The 24,006-nt window shown below is 72.6% G+C and carries 24 protein-coding genes; 7 read left to right on the plus strand and 17 right to left on the minus strand.

Annotated features, from left to right (window positions below; translation table 11 throughout):
* Positions 1-21 precede the first annotated feature (21 nt).
* From G567_RS0104220 to G567_RS0104230, 3 genes are read right to left on the minus strand one after another with little or no spacing between them, the layout of a single operon-like run.
* Complete coding sequence (locus G567_RS0104220) at positions 22-1,464, minus strand: GuaB1 family IMP dehydrogenase-related protein (RefSeq protein WP_028928987.1); 1,443 nt, start codon at positions 1,462-1,464, stop codon at positions 22-24.
* Between the two features lie 12 nt (positions 1,465-1,476).
* On the minus strand, positions 1,477-3,015 hold the full coding sequence (locus G567_RS0104225; protein WP_445009115.1) for an ATP-dependent DNA ligase: 1,539 nt from the start codon (positions 3,013-3,015) through the stop codon (positions 1,477-1,479).
* Between the two features lie 37 nt (positions 3,016-3,052).
* A complete protein-coding gene (locus G567_RS0104230) occupies positions 3,053-3,580 on the minus strand; it encodes a DinB family protein (RefSeq protein ID WP_028928989.1) in 528 nt (175 codons plus the stop codon).
* A 92-nt stretch (positions 3,581-3,672) separates the two neighbouring features.
* Here G567_RS0104230 and G567_RS0104235 point away from each other — a divergent pair, with 92 nt between their 5' ends.
* Entirely contained in the window at positions 3,673-4,647 is a 975-nt protein-coding gene (locus tag G567_RS0104235) for a helix-turn-helix transcriptional regulator (RefSeq protein ID WP_028928990.1), read from the plus strand.
* Positions 4,648-4,696: 49 nt separating this feature from the next.
* Here the strand turns inward: G567_RS0104235 and G567_RS0104240 are convergent, their stop codons facing one another.
* From G567_RS0104240 to glpX, 4 genes are all read right to left on the minus strand, one after another.
* Positions 4,697-5,884: an EAL domain-containing protein gene (locus G567_RS0104240; RefSeq protein WP_028928991.1), complete on the minus strand. Its 1,188-nt coding sequence runs from the start codon at positions 5,882-5,884 to the stop codon at positions 4,697-4,699.
* 134 nt (positions 5,885-6,018) lie between these two features.
* Positions 6,019-7,434, minus strand: a complete 1,416-nt coding sequence (locus tag G567_RS0104245) for a class II fumarate hydratase (RefSeq protein ID WP_028928992.1) — start codon at positions 7,432-7,434, stop codon at positions 6,019-6,021.
* Between the two features lie 411 nt (positions 7,435-7,845).
* Positions 7,846-8,562, minus strand: coding sequence for a L,D-transpeptidase (locus tag G567_RS0104250; protein ID WP_245585533.1), 717 nt, complete (start codon positions 8,560-8,562; stop codon positions 7,846-7,848).
* Between the two features lie 95 nt (positions 8,563-8,657).
* Entirely contained in the window at positions 8,658-9,716 is a 1,059-nt protein-coding gene (gene glpX / locus G567_RS0104255; protein ID WP_028928994.1) for a class II fructose-bisphosphatase, read from the minus strand.
* 171 nt (positions 9,717-9,887) lie between these two features.
* Here glpX and G567_RS26735 point away from each other — a divergent pair, with 171 nt between their 5' ends.
* Complete coding sequence (locus tag G567_RS26735; RefSeq protein WP_161631667.1) at positions 9,888-10,511, plus strand: DUF4245 domain-containing protein; 624 nt, start codon at positions 9,888-9,890, stop codon at positions 10,509-10,511.
* A 199-nt stretch (positions 10,512-10,710) separates the two neighbouring features.
* On the opposite strand, the gene G567_RS0104265 is transcribed toward G567_RS26735, so the two are convergent.
* From G567_RS0104265 to G567_RS0104275, 3 genes are read right to left on the minus strand one after another with little or no spacing between them, the layout of a single operon-like run.
* Positions 10,711-10,938, minus strand: a complete 228-nt coding sequence (locus G567_RS0104265; protein ID WP_028928995.1) for an exodeoxyribonuclease VII small subunit — start codon at positions 10,936-10,938, stop codon at positions 10,711-10,713.
* Entirely contained in the window at positions 10,935-12,197 is a 1,263-nt protein-coding gene (gene xseA / locus G567_RS0104270; RefSeq protein WP_028928996.1) for an exodeoxyribonuclease VII large subunit, read from the minus strand. The genes G567_RS0104265 and xseA overlap by 4 nt, the downstream gene beginning before the upstream one ends.
* A complete protein-coding gene (locus tag G567_RS0104275; RefSeq protein WP_028928997.1) occupies positions 12,194-12,862 on the minus strand; it encodes a lipid droplet-associated protein in 669 nt (222 codons plus the stop codon). Before G567_RS0104275 ends, xseA begins: the two co-directional genes overlap by 4 nt.
* A 121-nt stretch (positions 12,863-12,983) precedes the next feature.
* On the opposite strand from G567_RS0104275, the gene G567_RS0104280 reads away from it, so the two are divergent.
* Positions 12,984-13,943, plus strand: a complete 960-nt coding sequence (locus G567_RS0104280; RefSeq protein ID WP_028928998.1) for a 4-hydroxy-3-methylbut-2-enyl diphosphate reductase — start codon at positions 12,984-12,986, stop codon at positions 13,941-13,943.
* Here the strand turns inward: G567_RS0104280 and G567_RS31770 are convergent.
* From G567_RS31770 to G567_RS0104305, 5 genes are all read right to left on the minus strand, one after another.
* Complete coding sequence (locus tag G567_RS31770) at positions 13,873-14,616, minus strand: DUF6542 domain-containing protein (protein ID WP_147201081.1); 744 nt, start codon at positions 14,614-14,616, stop codon at positions 13,873-13,875. The genes G567_RS0104280 and G567_RS31770 overlap by 71 nt on opposite strands.
* Positions 14,613-16,133 carry a DNA recombination protein RmuC gene (locus G567_RS0104290; RefSeq protein ID WP_245585534.1) on the minus strand — a complete coding sequence of 507 codons (1,521 nt, stop codon included), beginning with the start codon at positions 16,131-16,133 and terminating at the stop codon, positions 14,613-14,615. The genes G567_RS31770 and G567_RS0104290 overlap by 4 nt, the downstream gene beginning before the upstream one ends.
* 163 nt (positions 16,134-16,296) lie before the next feature.
* A complete protein-coding gene (locus G567_RS0104295) occupies positions 16,297-16,797 on the minus strand; it encodes a methylated-DNA--[protein]-cysteine S-methyltransferase (protein WP_028929000.1) in 501 nt (166 codons plus the stop codon).
* Entirely contained in the window at positions 16,794-18,344 is a 1,551-nt protein-coding gene (locus G567_RS26745) for an AlkA N-terminal domain-containing protein (RefSeq protein ID WP_051232280.1), read from the minus strand. Before G567_RS26745 ends, G567_RS0104295 begins: the two co-directional genes overlap by 4 nt.
* Before the next feature lie 68 nt (positions 18,345-18,412).
* Positions 18,413-18,823, minus strand: coding sequence for a hypothetical protein (locus tag G567_RS0104305; RefSeq protein WP_028929001.1), 411 nt, complete (start codon positions 18,821-18,823; stop codon positions 18,413-18,415).
* A 169-nt stretch (positions 18,824-18,992) separates the two neighbouring features.
* On the opposite strand from G567_RS0104305, the gene ychF reads away from it, so the two are divergent.
* From ychF to G567_RS0104320, 3 genes are all read left to right on the plus strand, one after another.
* Positions 18,993-20,066, plus strand: a complete 1,074-nt coding sequence (ychF, locus tag G567_RS0104310) for a redox-regulated ATPase YchF (RefSeq protein WP_028929002.1) — start codon at positions 18,993-18,995, stop codon at positions 20,064-20,066.
* Positions 20,066-20,950, plus strand: coding sequence for a putative RNA methyltransferase (locus tag G567_RS0104315; protein WP_211223848.1), 885 nt, complete (start codon positions 20,066-20,068; stop codon positions 20,948-20,950). The genes ychF and G567_RS0104315 overlap by 1 nt, the downstream gene beginning before the upstream one ends.
* Positions 20,951-21,109: 159 nt before the next feature.
* A complete protein-coding gene (locus G567_RS0104320) occupies positions 21,110-21,469 on the plus strand; it encodes a VanZ family protein (RefSeq protein ID WP_245585535.1) in 360 nt (119 codons plus the stop codon).
* Positions 21,470-21,505: 36 nt separating this feature from the next.
* On the opposite strand, the gene G567_RS0104325 is transcribed toward G567_RS0104320, so the two are convergent.
* The gene (locus G567_RS0104325) at positions 21,506-22,567 is read right to left on the minus strand and encodes a 3-deoxy-7-phosphoheptulonate synthase (RefSeq protein WP_028929005.1); all 1,062 of its coding nucleotides are present in this window, start codon (positions 22,565-22,567) and stop codon (positions 21,506-21,508) included.
* A 183-nt stretch (positions 22,568-22,750) separates the two neighbouring features.
* Here G567_RS0104325 and G567_RS0104330 point away from each other — a divergent pair, with 183 nt between their 5' ends.
* Positions 22,751-23,539: a carbon-nitrogen hydrolase family protein gene (locus G567_RS0104330; protein WP_028929006.1), complete on the plus strand. Its 789-nt coding sequence runs from the start codon at positions 22,751-22,753 to the stop codon at positions 23,537-23,539.
* A 158-nt stretch (positions 23,540-23,697) separates the two neighbouring features.
* Here G567_RS0104330 and G567_RS0104335 read toward each other — a convergent pair whose 3' ends face one another.
* Positions 23,698-23,994 (minus strand): 4a-hydroxytetrahydrobiopterin dehydratase, encoded by a 297-nt coding sequence (locus G567_RS0104335; RefSeq protein WP_028929007.1) that lies wholly within the window; start codon positions 23,992-23,994, stop codon positions 23,698-23,700.
* Positions 23,995-24,006 lie beyond the last annotated feature (12 nt).

A 24,006-nucleotide genomic window follows, 5' to 3' on the forward strand; every position in this document is an offset into this window, starting at 1 on the left:
CGCTCCGGGGTTACCCGGCACTCACGGGCGCGGAGCGCCCTCGGTGAAGCCCGCGGCGGTCTGGATGCCGAGAACGGCGCGGTCGTGGAACTCGTCGAGGGTGCGTGCCCCGGCGTAGGTGCACGCCGACCGCACCCCGGCGCAGATCGAGTCGAGCAGGTCCTCGACGCCCGGCCGGGCCGGGTCGAGCAGCTGGCGCGAGCTGGAGATGCCCTCCTCGAACAGCGCCTTGCGGGCGCGGTCGAACTCACCGTCGCCGCGGGTGCGGACGCTGACCGCGCGTTTGGAGGCCATCCCGAAGGACTCCTTGTACGGCTGGCCGCTCTCATCGTGCAGCAGGTCGCCGGGCGACTCGTAGGTCCCGGCCAGCCACGAACCGATCATCACTGCGGACGCGCCCGCCGCCAGCGCCAGCGCGACGTCGCGCGGATGCCGCACCCCACCGTCGGCCCACACCCGCACGCCGTGGTCGCGCCCGGCCGCCGCGCATTCGGCGACCGCGGAGAACTGCGGGCGCCCGACCCCGGTCATCATCCGGGTGGTGCACATCGCGCCAGGGCCGACGCCGACCTTGACGATGTCGGCGCCCGCGGCGGCGAGGTCGCGTACCCCCTCGGCGGTGACGACGTTCCCGGCGACGACCGGAACCGGCGCGGCGGCGTCCCGATCGTTCATCACGGATCGCACGGCGCGCAGCGCGTCGAGCATCTTGTCCTGATGCCCGTGTGCGGTGTCGATGACGAGTACGTCGACACCCGCGTCGAGCAGGGATTTCGCCTTGACCGCGACATCACCGTTGATGCCGACCGCCGCGGCCGTGCGCAACCGGCCCGCCGGATCGAGACTGGGGGTGTAGATGCCGGCGCGCAGCGCGTCCCGCGCCGTGAGCAGCCCGGCGAGCTTCCCGTCCGCGTCGACGCCGAGCGCGACCCCGCGGCCACCCAGCGCCTCGAAGACCTCGCGCGGTGGGACGTCGAGCGGCAGCACCAGCGGCGCGGGGTCCAGGATCTCGGAGAGCCGGGTGAAGCGGTCGACGCCGAGGCAGGCCGGTTCGTCGACGGTGCCGACCGGGCGCCCGGCGTCGTCCACCACCACGACGGCGCCGTGCGCGCGCTTGGGCAGCAGGTTCAGCACGTCGGCCGCGGCGTCGCCGGTGTGCAGCACGAGCGGGGTGTCCCAGACCGGGTGCCGGGACTTGATCCACGCGACGATCTCGGTGACCGCCTCCGGCGCGACGTCCTGCGGCAGGACGGTCAGGGCACCGCGGCGGGCCAGCGTCTCGGCCATCCGGCGGCCGGCGACGGCGGTCATGTTGGCGGCGATGACCGGCAGCGTGGCACCGGAGCCGTCGGCGGTGGCCAGGTCGACATCGAACCGGGAGGCCACCGACGATCGCCTGGGGACGAGGAAGACGTCGTCGTAGGTGAGGTCGTGGTGAGGCTCTTGCCCATCCAGGAAGCGCACGGTGTCGGAATTCTACCCGCGGAGCAGCGCACGCACGGCGTCGATCGTGTCGGCATCGGCCGGCGTCTTGTCCGGGCGGTAGCGCACGACCCGGGCGAAGCGCAGCGCGACGCCGCCGGGATAACGGGTGCTGCGCTGCGCGCCGTCCAGCGCGATCTCGACGACCAGCTCGGGGCGCAGCAACACCTCGTGCGGGCGCTGCTCGCGCGCGTAGCGGGGAAAGGTCGCGGTCTGCCAGGCCAGCAGCTCGTCGGTCATGCCTTTGAACGTCTTGCCGACCATGATCGGTTCGCCGCCGTCGGGATCGCGGGCGCCGAGGTGGATGTTGGACAGGCTGCCGGTGCGCCGCCCGTAGCCCCATTCCGCGCCGAGCACCACCAGATCGAGGGTGTGCACCGGCTTCACCTTCTGCCAGGACCTGCCACGCCGGCCCGCGGCATAGGGCGCGTCGAGGGCCTTGACGACGACGCCCTCGTGCCCGGCGACGAGCGCGGCGTCGAGCACCGCGGCCGCCTCCTCGGCCGACGGGCGCAGCACGCCCGGGATGCGCAGCGTGGGCTCGGCGCCGTCGACCAGACCACCGAGCGCCTCGATCCGTTTGTGCAGCGGCGCGTCGAGCAGATCGACGCCATCGAGATGCAGCACGTCGAAGAAGAACGGGCTCAGCAGGTCGCCCGCGTCGCTGCCGGTGTCACTGCCGAACCGGCTCATCGTGTCCTGGAACGGCCGGGGCCTGCCGTCGTCGTCGAGCGCGAGGGTCTCCCCGTCGAGGACGACGGTGCGACACGGCAACGCGCGCACGAGCTCGACCAGTTCGGGGACGCCGTCGGTGATCTCGTGCAGGGTGCGGGTCCAGACCCGGACCTCGGCTCCGTCGCGGTGCACCTGGATGCGCGCCCCGTCGAGCTTGAACTCGACGCTCACCTGCGGCCCGAGCCCGGCGAGCACGGCGTCGAGCGAGTCACCGGGTCCGGCCAGCATCGGGCGCACCGGCCTGCCCACCTCCAGGCGCACGGCCTCGAGCGCCGCGGCGCCGCCGGTGAGCGCGGCCGCCGCCGTCCCGGGTAGCCGGCCCGACAGCATGAACGCCCGCCGGACGGTCCCGGCCGGGACCTGCGCCGCGGCGGCGATCGCGTCGAGCATCACGCCTTCCAGCGCGCCCTGGCGCAGCTCGCCGGTGAGTAGCCGGACCAGGAACGCCTGTTCGTCCCCGGTCGCGGCACCGAACAGCTCGCCGAGCAGTTCCTTGCGCCGCCGGGCCGACCCCGCGCCGGCGGCCCCGGCCAGCTCGGTGAGCGCGGCGTCGACCCCGGCCACGGTGAGCGTCGGTTCGTCGGCAGGGTCGGTGACCAGCCCCGACAGCGTGCGCCAGCCCGCCCCGATCCGGCCCTGCCGGGGCTCGCCGGCCAGCCACGCGGTGGTGGGCTCCACCTCGTCCGGCTCGAGGAGGCGGAGCAGCGCGGCGAGCGCGGCGATCTTCTCCGTGCGGGATCGGGTGGCCCCGACCGCCGCCGATGTCTCCACCACCCTGGTGAGCAGCACGGAAGCCATCCTGGCAGCGACCACCGACACTTCCCGCCGATCCGGGTCAGCCCATCGACTTCGCGCCGTCGATCGCCTCGCGCAGGATGTCCGCGTGCCCCGCGTGCTGGGCGGTCTCGGCAACGACGTGCAGCAGGGTCCGCCGCGCCGACCACCGCGCGCCCGGCTCGAACCACGGGGCCTCGGGCAGCGGGTGCGCGGCGTCGAGGTCGACGGTCGCGACGAGCTCGTCGGTCCTCCGCGCCACCTGCGCGTAGCGGTCCAGCAGCACGGCCAGGGTCTCGCCGGGCAGCATCCGGAAGGTGAGCGCGTGCTGCTCCCAGTCGTCGCCGCTGGGCGCCATGGCGGCGGGACCGTTGAGGATGAACTCGACCCAGGCCTCCTCGGTCGCGGTCACGTGCTTGATCAGTCCGCCGATGCACAGCTCGCTGACGGTCGACCGCTGCGCCGCCTGCTCGTCGCTGAGGCCGCGGGCGGTGAAGCGGAGGAAGTGCCGGTGCTTGGTCAGCGTCTCCAGGATGTCCGCCCGCTCGCCGACCAGTGCGGTGGTGCCGGTGGTCTCGGTGCTGCTCATGGTGCCCGCCCCTCGTTCGGTTTCCTGCTGTGAGAACAACGGTAGGGGGCACTCCGGTCAGTTCCCGTCCTCAATCGCGGGAGGCTGGGGACATGGCGAACACGAGCTCGCGGACGCTGCGGTTGCTCTCCCTGCTGCAGAGTCACCGCTACTGGCCGGGCGAGGAGCTGGCGCAGCGGCTCGGGGTCTCCGTGCGGACGCTGCGCCGCGACATCGAGCGGCTGCGCGAGCTCGGCTATCCGGTGCGGGGCAACCGCGGGGTCGACGGCGGCTACCAACTCGCCGCCGGGGCGGCGCTGCCCCCACTGGTCGTCGACGACGAGGAGGCCGTGGCGCTCGCGGTGGGAATGCAGGCGGCCACCCAGGGTTCGCTGGCCGGCGTCGAGGAGTCCGCGGTCCGGGCGCTGACGAAGGTGGTGCAGGTGATGCCGCCGCGGCTGCGCCGCCGGGTCGACGCGCTACGGGCGGCCACGGTGCCCGCGACGTGGGAGGACGGCCCGGCACCGGTCGTCGACCCGGAGGTGCTGATCACGGTCGCGCAGGCCTGCCGGGACGCCGAACGCCTGGAGTTCGGCTACACCGCGCGGGACCGCGATCGCGCCGACCGGCTCGCCGAGCCGCACCGGCTGGTCCCTATGGGCCGGCGCTGGTATCTGGTCGCCTACGACCTGCACCGCCACGACTGGCGCAGCTTCCGGCTGGACCGGCTCACCGCGCCGCGGCGCACCGGCGCCCGGTTCCGGCCCCGCGAGCTCCCGACGTCCGACGCCGCGGAGTTCGTCCGGACCGGCATCCGCACCCTGACCTCCACTCACGCGGTCGAGGTGCTGGTGCACGCCCCGGCGCCGGCCGTCCGGGACAAGCTCGGCCGATGGGCCACGGTCGAGGAACTCGCCGGAGACCATCGTGCCGGGCCCCGCTGTGTGCTGCGGATGTCCGTCGAGTCGCTGGACTGGCCGATGATGGCGCTCGGCGCGCTGGGCGCGGAGTTCGAGGTGCGCTCGCCGCCCGAGCTGACCGAGCTGGTCCGCGAGTGGGGCGCCCGGTTCTCCCGCGCCGCCGGTTGATCCCCGGCATGCGCCATCCCGGTGAGTGCGTAACAGTGTTAGAACACTGTTACGCACTCACCGGGATGGCGGTGGCGAGCCGCAGCAGGTCGGCAACCCGGACGACGCCGCTGCAGCTGCCGTCGGAGCCCGCCAGCACGAGGTCGTCGTAGCTGCGGGCGGGGTCGCCCTGCATGCAGTTCTGGACGGCCGAGCGCACCGTGGTCTGCTCGTTGATCAGCAAGGGTGCATCGGCCAGCGTCCGAGCCGGGCGCGCGGCGTAGAGCGCCCGACCGTAGGGCCCGGAGATGGCCAGCATGAAGCGGTTGCGGTTGAGATAGCCCGTCGGTCGCCGCTGCGGGTCCAGCAGCACGATCCCCCCGGCGAGCGGGTGGTCGGCCAACGCCCGGCGCGCGGTCTCCGCCGTCGCGGTGCTGGGCAGGGTGACCGCGGCCTGGGCCAGTTCGCGCACGGTGGCGGGTGCCGGTCGGGGGTGCGGCGGCCGCGCGGGCATGCCGGGGGCCGAGGCCGTCTCGGCCGCCGGCGTCGCGAGTTCGACCGGCACCCGCACCCCGGCCGTCGACGGCCGTCGGCGCGGGTGGCTGAGCAGCATCCCCTGCACCCAGGAGACGGCGCGCCCGCGCAGGGCCGCCAGCTGGTCGCCGCCTGTCACCCCGGTCGCGGCGACGCAGGTACCGACCGCGGCACAGACGTCGCAGATCGCCTGGACGACGGCCGTGGCGGCGCCGCCCTCCGGGAGCGCCGCCACGAGGTGCTCGTCGAGCTTGACGAGATCGGGACGGATCGTCGGGATCAGGTCGAGTCCGAACCCGCGGCCCATCGCGTCGAGCGCGATCCGGAATCCCCAGCCGCGCAGCTCCGCCAGCCCCTCGGTCAGCGCGTCCGCCGGGGCCGCGGAGGCCGCGGGGTTCACCTCGAGCACGACCGGTGGGATGGCCCGCTCCCGTTCGGCCAGTCCGTCGAGCATCCAGCGCAGCCTGCGCCGCCCGGTGACCACGGTGTCGGCCAGGATGTTGACGTGTAGCGGGACGCTCGCGTCACAGTCGGTGGCGAAGGCCAGCGAGGCGAGTGCCACCCCGGCGTCGAGGTCGACGATCTGCCGGGTGCCCCAGACGGTGCCCGCCGCGCGCATCCCGATCTGGTCTCGAGGATAGCGCGGCGTTACCTCGAAGCCGACGATCCGGGCGGTCCGCAGGTTGAACAGCGGATCGAAGACAAAGCGTTGATAGTCGCTCATTCCGTTGGCCCAATTCTTAGGGAACCCTTACTGGGTGCGATAGCACTCTGTCACGGGTAACGGGGCGTCAGTTGACGACCACGTGAACTCTTGGTGACGCACTGGCTGCGATGTGTCCCGCCGGGTGTGAGGCGCTACCGCGGCCGGGTCATCGCCAGCACATCCAGCGCGGCGTCGAGCTCGGTGAGGGTGAGCTTGCCCTTGGCCACGTGCCCGCGGGCGAGCACGACATCCCGGATCGTCATGCGTTCGGCAAGCGCCTGCTTGGCGATCGAGGCCGCCTCCTCGTAGCCGAGGTACCTGTTCAGCGCGGTCACGATCGACGGCGAGGACTCGGCGTACTCCCGGGCGCGCGCGACGTCGGCCTGCGCGCCGTCGACGACCTTGTCGGCGAGCAGCCGGCCGACCGTGGCGAGGAGCCGCGCGGACTCCAGCAGGTTGCGCGCCATGACCGGCATCATCACGTTGAGCTCGAGATTGCCCTGGGTGCCGGCGAAGGCGACGCAGGCGTCGTTGCCGATGACCTGCGCGGCCACCATCATGGTCGCCTCGCAGAGCACCGGGTTGACCTTGCCCGGCATGATCGAGCTGCCCGGCTGCAGGTCGGGAAGGTACAGCTCGGCGAGCCCGGTGCGGGGCCCTGAGCCCAGCCAGCGCAGGTCATTGGCGATCTTGAAAAGCGACACCGCGACCGTGCGCAGCGCACCGGAGGCCTCGACCAGCCCGTCCCGGGCGCCCTGGGCCTCGATGTGGTCGGCGGCCTCGGTCAGCACGTCGAGCCCCGTCGCCGCGCGCAGTTCCGCGACGACGCCGGCGCCGAAGCCCTCGGGCGCGTTCAGCCCGGTGCCCACGGCGGTGCCGCCGATCGGGAGCTGGCCCAGCCGCGCGAGCGCGTCACGCACCCTGGCGGCGCCGTACTCGGCCTGGGTGGCCCAGCCGCCCACCTCCTGACCCAGGGTGATCGGCACTGCGTCCATCAGGTGGGTGCGGCCGGCCTTGACGACCTCGGCCCAGTCGGCGGAGCGCCGCCGCAGCGCGCCGGCGAGATGTTCCAGCGCCGGGACGACGTCGGTGGCCAGCGCCTCGGTGGCGGCAAGGTGGATCGTCGTCGGAAACACATCGTTGGACGACTGCGATGCGTTGACATGGTCGTTCGGATGCACCTGCCGACCGGAGGCCCGGGTGGCGATCGTCGCGATGACCTCGTTGGCGTTCATGTTCGACGAGGTCCCCGACCCGGTCTGGAACACGTCAACGGGGAAATGTGCATCATGGTCACCGCCGGCCACCGCGTCCGCCGCCGTGGCGATCGCGTCGGCGAGCTCGGTGTCCAGCACGCCGATCCGCCCGTTCACCCGCGCCGCCGCGCCCTTGACCAGGCCGAGGGCGCGGATCTGCGCTCGTTCCAGCCCGCGTCCGGAGATGGGGAAGTTGTGGATGGCCCGCTGCGTCTGCGCGCGCCACAGCGCGTCCACCGGTACCAGGACCTCGCCCATGGTGTCGTGTTCGGTGCGGAACTCGGGGCCGGAGCCGGGGGTGTCACTCGTCATCAGAGTTGCGCCAGGAGACCACCCGCGTCGGCGGGCGGCGGACTGGCGCTGCCTCCCTTCGCGAAACTGTCGGTGGACCGTGGGACGGTGCAGACGTGCGGTTCCGCCTGTACCCCACCCCGAGCAGGGGCAGGGTCTGCTCGCGCACTGCGGGCACGCCCGGTACGTATGGAACCTCGCGGTCGAGCAACTGGGCTACCGCACCCGCGGGCAGCGGATGCACCGCCTCCAAGCGGTGGAGGACGCCAAGGCTCCAGTGTTCTCGCTCGAGTCCCCGCATGCCCATTGCCCACCGTGGCTGGATCTCGTCGCAGACCTGCTCGTCGCGTTTCCGGAGGGAGCGGCTGGCCCATCGGCTGCGGCGCACGTCCACCGCCTTCGGCTGCATGGTCCGTACCCGAAGGCCGGGTCTCAGCGCACCACCTGGACGACGTCGCCGGGTTCGAGCGACCCGAAGAAGACCTGCGCCGCCGACCGGGAGAGGTGGATGCAGCCGTGTGACTGCTCCGCAAGGCTTCCCTCGTGGAACGCGATGCCGCCGTTGAAGAACACCGAGTACGGCATCGGGGCGTTGTCGAAAAGGCTGCTGCGATGGTGCTTGTTCTTGAACGTGACGCGGAAGGTGCCCGGTGGAGTGCGCCAGCCCGGCTGCCCGTGGGTGATCGGCACCGGACCGTGGACGACGACGCCGTCGCGGATCAGCCACGCCCGCTTCGCCGACAGCTCGACGCAGGCCCGGGCCGTGGGGTGGCACGGGGCCGCGGCGGAGCGCTCGACGGTCGGTGATGGCACCGGCCGGGAGGTCGCGGGCGGCGCGGTGGTGACCGGCCGCGGCACGGGCGGTGCGGACGATGCGGCCGGCGGGGTGCTCGCCGGCGCGGCCGCCGCGCTGCTGACGGGCGGAGCTTCGGCCGCGCCGGCGGTGGGCGGGGCACCGGCCGCGGCGGGTACCGGCCCGGTCTCCGTTCCGCTGGGGGCCGACTCCGTCGCGACGCTGCGGGACACCGCGGCGGCTGCCCCGCCGCCGAGCAACCCGACCGCTGCCACCAGCGCGAGCAGGCCCAGCATCCGCCCAGCGCGCACGTCCACCCCCCGCGACTGCTGCCCGGTCCGCAACCGGATGGGCACTCTCCGTACCGATCACCGAGGATCCGGGTGATCAGGGCGGTGATCCAGCCCCGAACGGGTGGAGAATCCTCACAATTCGGCCACGAGGCAGCCCGTCACGGCAGGGGTGGTGCGAGGTCCTCGGGCTCCTCGATCGCGCTCGGGGAACCGAAGTTGATCTCGGAGTACTCGCGCAGCTTCGTGAGCCGGTGATAGCCGTCGATCATCCGCACGGTGCCCGACTTCGACCGCATCACGATCGACTGGGTGGTGCAGCCGCCCGCCCGGTAGTGCACGCCCCGCAGCAGATCGCCGTCGGTGATGCCGGTGGCGCAGAAGAAGACGTTGTCCCCGGCGACGAGGTCGTCGGTCGTGAGGACGCGGTCCAGATCGTGCCCGGCGGCGATCGCCTTCGCCCGCTCGGCGTCATCGGTCGGCCACAGCCGCCCCTGGATGGCGCCGCCCATGCTCTTGAGCGCGGCGGCGGCGATGATGCCCTCCGGCGTCCCACCGACGCCCAGCAGCATGTCGACGCCGGTGTTCGGGCGGGCCGCGGAGATCGCCCCCGCCACGTCGCCGTCGGTGATGAAGCGGATGCGCGCTCCGGTCGACCGCACCTCCTTCACGATCGCCTCGTGCCGCGGGCGGTCGAGAATGCAGACCGTCACGTCCTCCGCCTCGATCTGCTTGGCCGCCGCGACCCGGCGGATGTTCTCCTCGACCGGAGCGGTGATGTCGATGATGTCCGCGGCCTCCGGGCCGACCGCGATCTTCTCCATGTAGAACACGGCGGACGGATCGAACATCGCACCCCGCTCGGCCACGGCGAGCACCGCGATCGCGTTGGGCATGCCCTTGCTCATCAGCGTGGTGCCGTCGATCGGGTCGACCGCGACATCGCACCACGGCCCCTCGCCGTTGCCGACCTGCTCGCCGTTGAAGAGCATCGGCGCCTCGTCCTTCTCACCCTCGCCGATGACGACGACGCCACGCATCGACACGCTCTGGATGAGGTGGCGCATTGCGTCGACGGCGGCGCCGTCACCACCGTTCTTGTCTCCTCGCCCGACCCACCGGCCTGCCGCCATCGCAGCGGCCTCGGTGACGCGGACCAGCTCCATGGCGAGGTTGCGGTCCGGGGCCTCGCGCTTCGGCTCGTGGTGCCGGTTACTCATCAGCGCCTCCATGTCGGGTCGGCCCCGCCCGGGTACCGGGCGGGGGAACGGTGCAGGCCCGCATCGGCCCGGCGGTCACCGGTCGGCGGGGAGGGGTTTGATCCTCGCAGATCACCGGCCTGCGCGGTGGGCAGAGGGACCGAGACCACGATGACTGGGACCATGGTGCTCGTGAGTTCCGACTCCGGACGCCGTGAGCCCCCGCCGCCTCGCAAACCGGCACGCTCCTCGTTGAGCATGCGCGACATGCTCGGCGCGCTCGCCGTGCTCGCGGCGATCGCGCTGGTCTTCGCCGCGACGACGCAGTCGTGCTCGTTCAGCCCGGGCGGGCCGTCTGTCTCCCCGGACAGGGGGCCGGTCATCGACGCGCCGGCCCGGCTGCGCGCGGCCGCGGTGCACACCCCGTTCTCGTTGCGCGTCCCCGCACTCCCCGACGGCTGGCGCGCGAACTCCAGTGACGAGGGGCTCGTCGACGGCGGGCGGGCCGTCCGGGTCGGGTATCTGGCCCCGGACGGCCGATACCTGCGGCTGGTGCAGAGCAATGCCGTGGAGGAGGCGTTGGTCGCGGCGGAGGCCAGCGGTCCACAGATCGGCCACGGCACCGTCGAGGCCGGCGGCGCCACCTGGGTCGTCTACGGCAACCCCGGCGAGGAACCGTTCTGGGTGACGACCCTGCCGGGTCCGCCCGAGTCCCGGTTGCTGATCACCGGCAGCGGCAGCGAGCCGGAGTTCCGCACGCTGGCCACGGCGGCCCTGCGGGGGGAGCGGCTGGCGGTCGGCACGCCGCCCGGCTGACGGCCGGCGGGGGCGCGATCGGCTGCTCCGACCTGCCTTCCATGATCAACCTTTGGGAGGGCGGAACCGCGCTGAGCGCGGCGGCGGCCTCCCTAACGCCGATCACAGGTGCGGGGCGGACTGGTGGGATGTGCCGGGCTGCTGGGATGTGCCGGGCTGCTGAGTGTGCAGGACTGCCGGATGCGCCGGTGCCGCCAGATCAGGATTCCCCGGCGTCCGCGGCGTCCAGGACCTTCTCGATGCGGGCCCGGGCGCCGGCCAGCTGCTCCTCGCAGCGCCGTGCCAAGGCCTCGCCGCGTTCCCACAGCGCGACCGAGTCGTCCAGACCGAGGCCGCCGACCTCCAGCGCGCGGACCACCTCGGCCAGCTCGTCGCGGGCCTGCTCGTAGCCCAGCCCGTCGACGGCGGGCTGCTCCCTGGTGCTCATGGGCAGCCATCCTGCTCCGGCAGCACGGCGGCCGGGACGGCGCCGTCGGCCACCCGGATCCGCAGCCGATCGCCCGGTGCGATGTCGCCGATCGAACGCAGCACAGGCCACACGACCCCCGACCCCCCGTCGGCGTCCGCGGCCGGGACCCGCTGGACGACGGCGTAGCCGCGGGCCAGCGTGGCCGCGGGACCGAGCGCGGTGAGCCGGGCGCGCAGGTGCTCCAGCTCGGTCGTCCTCCGGTCGAGCCCGCGGTCGAGACACGTCCGCGAGGCCTCGCGCAGCCGTTCGATCTCGGTGTGCCGCTCGGCCAGCGCGCGCAGCGGATCGGCCAGTACCGGACGGGCGCGCAGCGCGGTCAGCAGCCGCTGCTCCCGATCGACCCAGCCGTGCAGCGCCCGCCGGGCCCGGTCGCGCAGCCCGGCGATGTGGGCGGACTCCTCGGTGAGGTCGGGGACGAGGCTGCGGCCCGCCTCCGTGGGCGTGGAACAGCGGAGGTCGGCGACGTGGTCGACGAGCGGAGTGTCCGGTTCGTGGCCGATCGCCGAGACCACGGGAGTACGGCACGCGGCGACCGCGCGGCACAGCGTCTCGTCGGAGAACGGCAGCAGGTCCTCGACGCTGCCGCCGCCGCGGGCCAGCACGATCACCTCGACGGTCGGGTCGCGGTCCAGCACACCCAGCGCCTCGACGATCTGCGGGACCGCCAGCCCGCCCTGGGTCGCGGTGTGCTCGATCCGGAAGCGGACCGACGGCCAGCGCGCGGTCGCGTTCGACACGATGTCGTGTTCGGCCGCCGACGCCCGCCCGGTGATCAGGCCGATGCAGCCGGGCAGGAACGGAGGCCTGCGTTTGCGGGCCGGGTCGAAAAGACCCTCGGCGGCGAGCAGTCTGCGCAGCCGCTCGATCCGGGCGAGCAGTTCGCCGAGCCCCACCGCTCGGATCCGATCCACCCGCAGGCTCAGGGTGCCGCGGCCGAGGAAGAACGACGGTTTGCCGTGCACGACCACTCGATTGCCCTCGGCGACGGCCGGGCCGCCCTCCCGGACCAGCGAGACCGGGCAGGTGAGCTGCAGGGATACGTCGGCAGCCGGGTCGCGCAGCACGAGGAACGCCGTGCCGGTTCCGGGCCGGGCGGTGACCTGCGCGAGCTGGCCCTCGACCCACACCGCGCCGAGGCGATCGACCCATTCGGCGATCTTGCGGGCGACGGTGCGAACCGGCCAGGGCGACTCCTCCGAGGCGGCGGTGGCGGTCACTCCTCGGTGATCGTGGCGATGCGGTTGCTGAGCATCGTCACGAACGGCGGCCGGTTCTCGTGCCTGATCTCCCAGCCCAGCAGCAGGCGGAGGTCGTCGACGCTCAGCTGGCGCAGCCGGCCACGCAGCTGCGGAATCGTGAGCTGCGGGTAGCCGGGCATGATGTTCGGCCCCGTCGACCCGTCGTCGGTGTGTTCCCGCGTATCGGCATCGCGGCCGGCGACGTCTCCGGCCGCGGCGCTCGCGGTCGTGGCCGCGGCCGTGCTCGTCGCGATGGCGGCGCCGTCGTCGCCAGGCTCCTCACGCTCTCCCGGATCCGGCCCCTCCAGATCGAGCTCGTCCAGCTCGGTGTCGGCGAGGAGGTCACGGGTGTCCGAGCGCAGCGTGGTCACGGTGCTTGTGCCGTTCGCGGCCAGATCGGGCTCCTCGTCGTCAAAGGTGGCCCAGCTGGGTTCCTCCGGGATCGGGCGCAGGATACCCAGTACACGGTCCCCCTTGATCGCCAGCTCGGTGACCTTCTGCTGCATGCACATTGACGTCTGCAGCGCCTGGCTCACTGCGGTGACCGGGAACTCGACGACCAGCCGAGGTAGGTCCCGGACCTGTTCGACGGCGGTGGCGGCGAGGCCGGCGGCGATCCGCACCGGCAGCGGTAGCGGCTTCATGTTCAGCATCATCCCCTTTCCGCCCGCCCGCGGCACCACGGGCCGGGGTGCGAAACGCGATCGTCGGTCTGTTGGGCCACGCACCCGGCCGAGGCGCCGCACCCGGCCGTACCCTGGGCTCATGTCCCGATCGGAGAACAAGCGCGTCCTGCTGGCCAAGCCGCGGGGTTACTGCGCCGGCGTCGACCGGGCCGTCGAGGCCGTAGAGCGCGCGCTGGAGCAGCACGGCTCACCGGTATACGTGCGTAAACAGATCGTGCACAACCGGCACGTCGTCGAGACGCTGACCGAGCGGGGCGCGATCTTCGTCGATGAGGCCGACGACGTGCCCGAAGGTGCGCTGGTCGTATTCTCCGCGCACGGTGTATCGCCCGCGGTCCGGGAGCAGGCGCGTGAGCGGGAGCTACACACCATCGATGCGACCTGCCCGCTGGTCAACAAGGTGCACGGCGAGGCGAAGCGGTTCGCCCGCGAGGATTACGACATCCTGCTCGTCGGCCACCGTGGACACGAGGAGGTCGAGGGCACCGCGGGCGAGGCGCCGGCGCATATCCAGCTCGTCGAATCCGCAGAGGACGTCGCGAGGGTGACGGTCCGCGACCCGGACAAGGTCGTGTGGTTGTCGCAGACGACGCTGAGCGTCGACGAGACGATGGAGACGGTCCGTGCCCTGCGCGAACGCTTCCCCACGCTGCAGGACCCGCCCAGCGACGACATCTGCTACGCCACCCAGAACCGGCAGGTCGCGGTCAAGGCGATGGCGCCGCGCTGTGATCTGGTGCTCGTGGTGGGTTCGCCGAACTCCTCGAACTCGGTCCGGCTCGTCGAGGTCGCGCTCTCGGCAGGCGCCGGTGCGGCCCATCTCATCGACTTCGCCCGCGAAATCGACGAGTCGTGGCTCGACGGCGTCGAGACGGTCGGGCTGACCAGCGGTGCGTCCGTTCCGGAGATCCTCGTGGAGGGCGTGCTCGAATACCTCGCGGAACGGGGTTGGACCGATGTCGCGGAGATCAATACCGCCGAGGAGACCGTGACGTTCGCCCTGCCCCGCGAACTCCGGACGAGCCGCGCCGGACGGTAGTTCCGGACGGGGCATCCTCGGCGGCGTGCAGATCGTCGAGAGCGCGCGCCGCGCGACTGCGCCCGGTCGTCGTACCGCGTGTGGCGGCGCCGCTGGGGACGGCCGCGTCGGGTCCGGCTTCGCGGGCGGGGCGGGACCGCCCTCCTCTGGCCGGGCGCCGCGCATCGGCTCCGGTTGCCTGCCAGGGCCGTCCAGCACGGGAACTGTCGATGCGCTGCAACAGGACGCGTGTGACCGCGACCGCCGCGACGGTCGCGGTCGTCGTCGCCATCATCGGGAACGCGTTGATCATCGGCGCACCGACCAGCAGCAACCGCTCGGTGATCCCGGTGCCGGGGCCCGGGGTGCCGACCAGCCACACGACGACGGGGACGACGACGGCGATCAGCAGCGGTGGCTGAACGACCGGGCCGAACAGGCTCCTGCGGCGCACCCAGGCGACCGCCAGCACAGCGCCGGTGAAGTAGCAGATCGTGAAGATCAGGCCGAGGGTGCCGATGCGCAGGATGTCGATGAGGACGCCGATCGCGGTGAACACCAGGGCGGTACCGACTGCGGCCAGCGGCGGGATTCCGAGCACGGTGCCGAGGACCGACCGCTCGGTCATCGCCCACTGGCCGCCGGAGGCCAGCGGCCGCTTCTGCCCTGGTGGACTACTCCGGGGCGCGGTCACCCGTTCACGGTAGCCCGTGGCTCGTCGCCGTCCGTGACCGGTTCACGGCTGAGTTCGTGTAACGCGACAAGCGAGTCGGCCGCGGAGGCCACCAGTTCGGGTGCCGCGACGGTCCGCGGCGCGCGCTCGACCTGGCCGGGAGCGGCGAGATCGTCGTCGGCCACCTTGAGCTCGGTGAGCTTGCGGGCCGTGACCAGTACCCGGGACTCCAGCGACGCCACCGTCTGGTTGTAGCTGGCGACCGCCGTGTCGAGGCCGCGCCCCAGCTTCGCGACGTGGTTTCCCATCGTCGCGAGCCTGCTGTGCAGCTCCCTGCCGAGCTGGTGCACCTGCGCGGCGTTGCGCGCGAGCGCCTCCTGCCGCCAGCTGTAGGCGACGGTGCGCAGCAGCGCGATCAGCGTGGTCGGCGTGGTCACCACGACGTTGCGCGAGAACGCGTGCTCGAGCAGCGAAGGGTCGGCCTGTAGCGCGGCCTCCAGGAACGGGTCGCCGGGGACGAACAGCACGACGAACTCCGGCGACGGGTCGAAGGCGGCCCAGTACGACTTGGCCGACAGCGTGTCGACGTGCTGGCGCAGCTGGCGGGCGTGCGCGTTCAACCGCTCCTTGTGCTCGCCCACGTCGCGGCTCTCCACCGCCTCCAGATAGGCCGCGAACGGGACCTTCGCATCGACGACGATCTGCTTGCCGCCCGCGAGGTGGACGACCATATCGGGCCGGATCCCACCGTCCTCCCCCTTCCCGGTCACCTGGGTGGAGAAGTCGCAGTGCTCGACCATCCCGGCCAGCTGCACGATCCGCTCGAGCTGCAGCTCGCCCCAGCGGCCGCGGACCTGCGGCGCGCGCAGCGCGTTGACCAGCTGCTTCGTCTCGTTCTGCAGCTGTTCGGAGCTGCGGTGCATCGCCGTGACCTGTTCGCGCAGCCCGGCGTAGGCGGACTCGCGCTCCTTCTCCACCGTGCGCAGCTGCCCCTCGACGCGGGCCAGCGTCGCCGTCATCGGGTCGAGCAGCTTGCTGATCGCCTGCGTGTGGGCGGTGGCGTCGCCGTCGGCCTTGGCGGCGAGCGCCGCGGCCGCCTCCTTGATGCGGCCCTCGGCGAGGGCGACGAACTGCTCGTTGTTGCGGGCCAGCGCATCCGCCGAGAGCGCCTGGAAGGCCTGCTTGAGCTCCTCGTCGCGCCGGGTGAGCAGCTCCTCGCGGGCAGCGCCCGCCTCCCGCTGGCTGCGCAGCGCCGCGGCCGCGGCGGCGGCGTCGGACTCCGCCCGGCGCAGCCGCTCGGTGGCCTGCTCGACCTGCTCCGACAGGTCCTCGATGCGCTCCAGCAGCCCGGCCCGTTCGGCGCGCAGCCCGGCCGCGTCGGCCCGTGCGGAGGCCGACACGTCGGCGACCCGGCGGGCGGCCTCCGCGGTGGCGGCCCGGTGGCGGGCGCTGAGCAACAGCCATGCCAGGCCCGTCCCCACGGCCAGCCCGATCAGCAGACCGATGAGCAGCATGTTCACTCCGGCGACGAGATCCACGCCGACACTGTGCACCCGGGGTCGGACAGATCGGGCCAGGCGCGCCGTACACCCGACCGGGTGTACGGTCAGCGGCATCCCCGAGGCGCCGGGTGGTCGAACGAATGGTCGATCTGACCGTTCGTCGCGGACCGGGGCCGATCCGGCCCGGCGGTGGCTCGGGTCAGCCTGCCGCGGCCTCGTGGTTCAGCAGCCAGCGCTTGACGTCGAGGCCCCAGCGGAACCCGCCCAGCGTCCCGTCCAGGCGCAGGACCCGGTGGCACGGCACGAACAGTGCGGCGGCGTTGCGCGCGCAGGCCGCGGCGGCGGCGCGGACCGCGGCGGGCCGGCCCGCCTTGGCCGCGTACTCGGTGTAGGTCACGGGGCTGCCCGCGGGCACCGTGCGGAGCACCTCCCAGGCGTGTTCCAGAAACGCGCCCGACCGCTGCCGCACCAGGATCGCGTCCACCGCGAACAGCTCCCCCGCGTGGTAGGCAAGGACCGCGGCGCCCACCGGGCCGAGATCGTTCTTGTGCCGCAACGCCTTCGGCCGCAGCGAGGGGTGTACCTGCGGCAGCAGCTCGTTCGGGTCGGCGGTCCAGCCTGATGCGAGCACGGCGCCGTCGGTGTCGACGACGGCCGTGAACGGGCCCGTCGGGGTGTCGAATGTGGACCAGTCGCTCATGGGTCTGTCCTTCGGTTGCGGGGTGTGCCTGCGGCAGCGCGCCAGAGGTGGGTGGCGGCGTAGGACCGCCAGGGGCGCCAGCGCTGCGCGTATCGAGTCAGCTCGTCCACATCGGACGGAATGCCGAGCGCGCGGGCGCCGCGGCGGATGGCGATATCGCTCGGGAGCAGTTCGTCGGGCATGCCGAGCAGGCGCATCGCGAGGTAGCCCGCGGTCCACGGCCCGATACCGGGCAGCGCGGTGAGGGCGGCGTGCAGTTCGTCGGGGTCGCGGGCGGCGTCGAGCACGAGGGTTCCGTCCGCGAGCGCGGTGGCCAGTCCGAGCACGGCGGCGGTCCGCCTCGCCGGCCCGGTGAGGATCTCGGCGCCGTGTTCCGCGATCGCCTCGGCGGTGGGGAAGAGCAGGTCCAGCCCGTCCCCGGCGAGCCCCGACGGCAGGTGTTCGCCGAGCGCGGCGGCCAGCCGGGAGGAGGTGGTGCGGGCTGCCGCGACCGAGACCTGCTGGCCCAGCATCGCGCGCAGCGCCTGTTCGACGCCGTCCACGGTGCCCGGCAGCCGGATCCCTGGGACCGCGCGCACCGCCTGCGCCAGCGCCGGATCGGCGGCGAGCACCTCGTCGACGGCGACGGGGTCGGAGTCGAGGTCGAACAGCCTGCGCAGCCGGGCCACAGCGGGACCGAGGTCGCGGGGGTCGGCCAGCCGCAATGCCGCAACGATGTGGGTACCGCGCGGAGCGTCGGCGGAGCGCGCATCGGTACCGCGCGGAGCGTCGGCGGAGCGCCCGTTCGTGCTGATCGGCGTCAGCGCGACCGTCGCCGGACCGTGCGGCAGCCGCAGGGTGCGCCGGTAGGTGCCGTCCTCGACCGACTCGACACGGTCGAGCGCTCTGGCCGCGAAGAAGTCGAGCAGTCCCGCGGCGTCGAAGGGCGTCCGGTAGGGCAGGCGCAGGATGATCGAGCCCGCAGCGGCCTGGGTCGCGTCGCGGCGCCGGCCGGCCTCCGCGCGCAGGGTCGTCGGCGCCACCCCGTAGACCTCGCGGACGGTGTCGTTGAACTGGCGCACGCTGGCGAAACCCGCCGCGAACGCGATGTCGGCCATCTGCAGCGCGGTGGTCTCGATGAGCAGCCGGGCGGTGTGCGCGCGATGCGCACGGGCCAGGGCGAGTGGACCGGCGCCCAGTTCCGCGGTGAGCACCCGGTTGAGGTGGCGTTCGGAGTAGCCGAGCCGGACGGCGAGGCCGCCGACGCCGTCCCGCTCGACGACGCCGTCGGCGATCAGCCGCATGGCGCGCCCGGCGAGATCGGCGCGGCTGTTCCATTCCGGAGATCCGGGGACCGCGTCGGGCCGGCAGCGTCGGCAGGCCCGGTATCCGCGTAGCTGGGCCGCGCCCGTCGTCGGCAGGAACTCGACGTTGGCCCGCTTGGGGGTGGTCGCAGGGCAGGATGGCCGGCAGTAGATCCCGGTGGTGCGCACGGCCGTGATGAACAGCCCGTCGAAGCGCGCGTCGCGCGAGGCGACGGCGCGGTAGCAGCGTTCCTGGTCGAGCACGAAGCCGATGCTGCCACCCCGTCGGACGCCGATCTAGCGGAAATCGGACGCGACCGCCAGCTCCGGGATCAGTCCACCCAGCAGAGGGGGCCGTTCAGCCAGCCCCGGTCACACGCGTCGCGCAGCCGCTCCCGCGCCTCACGCCGCCCGTTGGCGCGGTCGGCGTCGGCCCGTTGCTGGGCATCGTGCCGCTCGGCCGCGGCGCGCTGCTGTTCGAGTTTCGCGACGATGGCGCCGGCCCGGTCCTGCGCGGGCGCCACCGCGAGCACGGCGATCTGTGCTCCGGTGACCGGTGCGGTCGAGGCATCCGGTTCGGTCACCGCGACCGGGCCGGACGCGTCCGGGGTGAACGCGGGCAGCGCGACGTCGCGGTCCGGCGTGGCCCCGGTCAGGTTCACGGCCGTGGTGGTGGTCGTGGACACGGCGCCCAGAACCGCGCCGGCGAGCAGGAGCTGAGGGAACGAGGGCCGCACGAGCATTCCGCCATTCGTGGTCGAGCTGATCGATCTAGAGGTCCATCGAACCGTGGCGCCCTGCGTTAGTACGTCCGGCCATGGTCCACGCGAAGGAGTGATCGAATTCAGGCCGCGGCAAGCCTCGGCGCCCAGCCCGATCGCGGCCGGTCGCACGCGACTACCCTGGTACGGCGTGTCCCTCACCCTCGGCATCGTCGGTCTGCCCAACGTCGGCAAGTCGACCCTGTTCAACGCGCTGACCCGCAACGACGTGCTGGCCGCGAACTACCCGTTCGCGACGATCGAGCCGAACGTCGGCGTGGTGCCGCTGCCCGACCCGCGCCTCGACCGGCTCGCGGAGATCTTCGGCTCGGTGCGCACGATCCCGGCGACGGTCTCGTTCGTGGACATCGCCGGTATCGTCAAGGGCGCCTCCGAGGGCGCGGGGCTGGGCAACAAGTTCCTCGCGAACATTCGCGAGTCCGACGCGATCTGCCAGGTCGTGCGAGTGTTCGATGACCCCGATGTGGTGCACGTCGAGGGCCGCGTCGACCCCGCCTCCGATATCGAGACGGTCGCGACCGAGTTGATCCTCGCCGACCTGCAGACGCTGGAGAAGGCGCTGCCCCGGCTGCAGAAGGAGGCGCGCACCCACAAGGACCGGCGCCCCGCGTTGGAGGCCGCGGAGACTGCCGCGGAGATCCTGAACTCGGGCACGGCCCTGTTCGCGGCCGGCGTCGACCGCGCCCCGCTGCGCGAGCTGTCGCTGCTCACCACCAAGCCGTTCCTCTATGTGTTCAACGCCGACGAGGGCGTGCTCGCCGACCAGGCCCGCCGCAAGGAGCTGGCCGAGCTGGTCGCACCGGCCGACGCGGTGTTCCTGGACGCCAAGGTGGAGGCGGAACTGCTGGAGCTCGACGAGGAGTCGGCGCGCGAACTGCTGGAGTCGATCGGCCAGGACGAGCCCGGCCTGCACGCGCTGGCCCGCGCCGGGTTCCACACCCTCGGCCTGCAGACCTACCTCACCGCGGGACCGAAGGAGGCCCGGGCCTGGACGATCCCGCGCGGCGCCACGGCCCCGCAGGCCGCCGGGGTGATCCACTCCGACTTCGAACGCGGCTTCATCAAGGCCGAGGTCGTCTCGTTCGACGACCTGGTCGAGGCCGGGTCGATGGCGGCGGCCAAGTCGGCGGGCAAGGTGCGGATGGAGGGCAAGGACTACGTCATGGTCGACGGAGACGTGGTGGAGTTCCGCTTCAACGTGTGATGGGGCTGGACCCGGTTCCTGCGTATCCCGAGAGCCCGGATCGCGGGCTCGAGGCGTTGCTGGGTTGTCTGTGTTGCCCGGGCTGCGCGGCACCGCTGCGCCATGAACGCACCCGCCTCGCCTGCGCGGCGGGCCACAGCTTCGACATCGCCCGCCAGGGCTATGTCAATCTCGTCGCCGGACAGACCCGGCACCGGGGCGACACCGCCGGCATGGTCGCGGCCCGCGACCGGTTTCTCTCGCGTCACCACTACCGGCCGCTGATCGACACCGTGACGGTCCTCGCCGCCCACCACGACCCCGACGTGCCCGGGACCGTGGTCGACCTGGCCGGCGGCACCGGCCGCTACCTGGCCGCGGTACTCGATCGGCTCCCGCACCGCCACGGCGTCTGCCTCGAGGCCTCCACCGCAGCGCTACGGCGCGCAGCCCGCGCGCACCCGCGTGCGGGCGCGATCGGCGCCGACGTGTGGCGCCGCTGGCCCCTGGTCGCGGAGTCGGCGAGCATCGTGCTCAACGTGTTCGCCCCCCGCAACCGCAGCGAGATCCGCCGTGTCCTCGCCCCCGGCGGGATCCTCATCACCGCGACGCCCACCGCCGATCACCTGCGCGAGCTCATCGACCCGCTGGGCATGACCACCGTCGACCCCAACAAGTCGGAGCGGCTGGCCGCCGATCTTCGCGGGTTCGCCCCTCTCGACGCGCAACTGGTCACCTACCGCATGGGTCTCGACCACGAGGACGCCCGAACGCTGGCGGGTATGGGTCCGACCGCGCATCACGTGAGCGAGGACGAACTCGACCGGCGCGTCGCGGGTCTTCCGGAACTGACCGGCGTCACCTTCGCGGTCGAGGTCGCGGTTTACCGCGCATCGAGCGGATAACACTGCCGGCCCGAGGCGCAACACCTCCAGGCCGCCGCACTTGTCGACCGGTCGTGTGGCAGGCATCAGGTCGTGCCGACCAGGTCCGCATAGGCCACGATGTTGTCCCGATAGCTGTGATCATCTCCCGATCAGCGGAAAGATGAGGAAAATTTCACGGTGAATACGGAGACGATCGGGGCGAGCGGAGCGGGCCCGGCCCGAGGCCGGAGACTGGTGTTCTTCGCCGCGGTGCTGGTCAGCCTCTTCGTGCTGTTCCTGCCTGCCTCGGGGGTGCCGTCGGGTTTTCCCGGCTCGGACAAGCTGGTGCACGTCGCAGTCTTCGGCGCCCTCGCGTTCACGGGCCGGCTCGCCGTCGTTCCGCTGCCCGGACTGGTCGCCGGGCTCGCAGGATACGCGATCGCGTCCGAGGTGCTGCAGGGGACGCTGCTGATCGGGCGCAGCGCCGAGGTGCTCGACGTGCTCGCCGACGGGATCGGCATCGCGGTCGGGTTGCTCCTGGCCCGGCGGTGGAGCTGACCGGCCGGATTGCCGAGCCCGTCGGCCCCGAGTCGGTCAGTGGCGCCGGGCGCGGACGGCGGCGGCGAGCTCGTCGAGCAGGCCGGCGGTGGTGGCCCAGTCCAGGCAGGCGTCGGTGACGCTCTGTCCCCGGGTCATGGCCCGGCCGAGGTCCTGGCGGCCCGCGACGAGGAAACTTTCCATCATGACCCCGACGATCCCGTGCTCGCCTGTCGCGATGCGGGCAGCGAGATCGCGCACCACACCGGGCTGACGGGCGTGGTCCTTGCCGCTGTTGCCGTGGCTGGCGTCGACGATGACCCGTTCCGGCAGCCGTACGGCGCGCAACCGCTCCATCGTGTCCGCGACGGTGGCCGCGTCGTAGTTCGGGCCGCTCGCGCCGCCGCGCAGGATGACGTGGCAGTCCGGGTTGCCGGTGGTGCTCACCAGCGCGGCCAGCCCATCGGCGTTGATCCCCATGAAGACGTGGGCCGCAGCCGCGGCTCGAGCCCCGTCGACCGCGACCTGGACATCGCCCTCGGTCGAGTTCTTGATCCCGACCGGCATGGACAGCGCGCTGCACAACTGCCGGTGGACCTGGCTGGCGGCGGTGCGAGCGCCGATGGACCCCCAGCTCACGACGTCGGCGATGAACTGCGGGGTGATCGGGTCGAGAAACTCGCAGCCGACGGGCAGGCCCAGCGTGCAGATGTCGAGCAACAGCCGACGGGCCAGGCGCAGGCCCTTGTTGACCTGGTAGGTGCCGTCCAGATCGGGATCGTTGATCAGGCCCTTCCACCCGACGGTCGAGCGCGGCTTCTCGAAGTAGGTGCGCATCACGATGCGCAGCTGTCCGGACGTCCGCTCGGCGTGCTCCGCGAGCCGGCGCGCGTAGTCGAGCGCGGCGTCGGGATCGTGGATCGAGCAGGGCCCGACGACGACGAGCAACCGATCGTCGCGCCCGTCGAGGACATCGACGACCTCGGCGCGGGCGCGGGTGACGGTCTCGGCGACGGCGTCGTCGACGGGCAGCTCGTGGCGCAGCAGCGCGGGAGACAGCAGCGGACTGACCCGTGTGGTGCGATGCTCGTCGAGGGCGGGGATGGCGGTGAGGGCCATGTTCGGAGAGTCCTCTCAGGACCTGGCCGCCCCGCCGTCGTCACGCCGAGCCGGCTCTTCGTCCGGCTCGGGGTGGATGGTCAGCGCAGCGGATCGCCCGCCGACCCGTCCCGGGCCGGGCGTCCAAACCAGTACAGGCGCTGCACGTGGCTCACCATAGCGGACGACACCTACGGTGGGCTCGTGCGGATCGCTCTTGCCCAGATTTCCTCGTCGGCCGACCCGAAGGCCAACCTCGACCTCGTCGCCGACTCCGTCCGATCGGCCGCCGCGGCCGGCGCCCGCCTGGTGGTGTTCCCGGAGGCCACGATGTGCCGGTTCGGGGTCCCGCTCGGCCCGATCGCCGAACCGCTCGACGGGCCGTGGGCCACCGCCGTGCGCGGCGAGGCGGGTTCGGCCGGGATCACCGTCGTGGCCGGCATGTTCACCCCGGCGAGTGACGGGCGGGTGTACAACACGCTGCTGGTCACCGGCCGGGGCGTCGAGACGTCCTACGACAAGATCCACCTCTACGACGCCTTCGGGTTCGTCGAGTCCGACACCGTCGCGCCAGGTGCCGAACCGGTCGTCATCGACGTCGACGGGCGCATGATCGGCCTCACCACCTGCTACGACGTGCGTTTCCCCGCGCTGTTCCAGGAACTGGCCGTGCGTGGGGCGGAGCTGGCGGTGCTGCCGGCGGCGTGGGGCGACGGGCCAGGAAAGCGCGCGCAGTGGGACGTGCTGGTGCGGGCCAGGGCGCTGGACGGCGGGATGTTCGTGGCCGCCTGCGATCAGGCCGACCCGACAACCGTCGGCCGCGATCCGGGGAAGACGCCCTCCGGGATCGGCGCGAGCATGGTCGCCGATCCGTACGGTGCGGTCGTCGACCAGCTCGGCGCGGCCCCCGCGCTGCTGGTCGCGGATCTCGACCTCGACCGTGCAACGACGGCCCGGGAACGAACCGGGGTGCTCGCCAACCGCAGGCTGTAGTGCGCCCCTTGCGGCGGGTGCGCCCCTTGCGCGCATTATGGCTCCATAACGCGCTGCGGGCCAGGCCGTCACAACGTTACGGCTCCATAATGTCGACGGCTGTGGGCGCTCGGACGCGTTATGGCTCCATAATGCGGCCTGCGACGGGGGGCTGCGGTCTACCCGCCCGCCTCGGCGAGCTGCTCGGAGATGCGCGCGGCGAGCGCGAGGTCCTTCTCGGTGAGCCCACCCGCCGAATGCGTGGACAGCCGGAAGGTCAGCGTGCGCCAGCGGATATCGATGTCCGGATGGTGGTCGGCCTGCTCCGCGATCTCGGCAACCCGGTCCACCACGGTGATCGCCGTAGGGAAGCTGGGCAGCTTCGCGGTGCGGACCAGGGTGTTGCCGTCGCGCTCCCAGCCCGGCAGCCCATCGAGCGCGGCGGCGACGGTGGCGTCGTCGAGAAGCTCTGCCATGCGGACATCCTG

Origin of the sequence: Pseudonocardia asaccharolytica DSM 44247 = NBRC 16224, assembly GCF_000423625.1 — a bacterium.
In the GTDB taxonomy this organism is placed as follows: domain Bacteria; phylum Actinomycetota; class Actinomycetes; order Mycobacteriales; family Pseudonocardiaceae; genus Pseudonocardia; species Pseudonocardia asaccharolytica.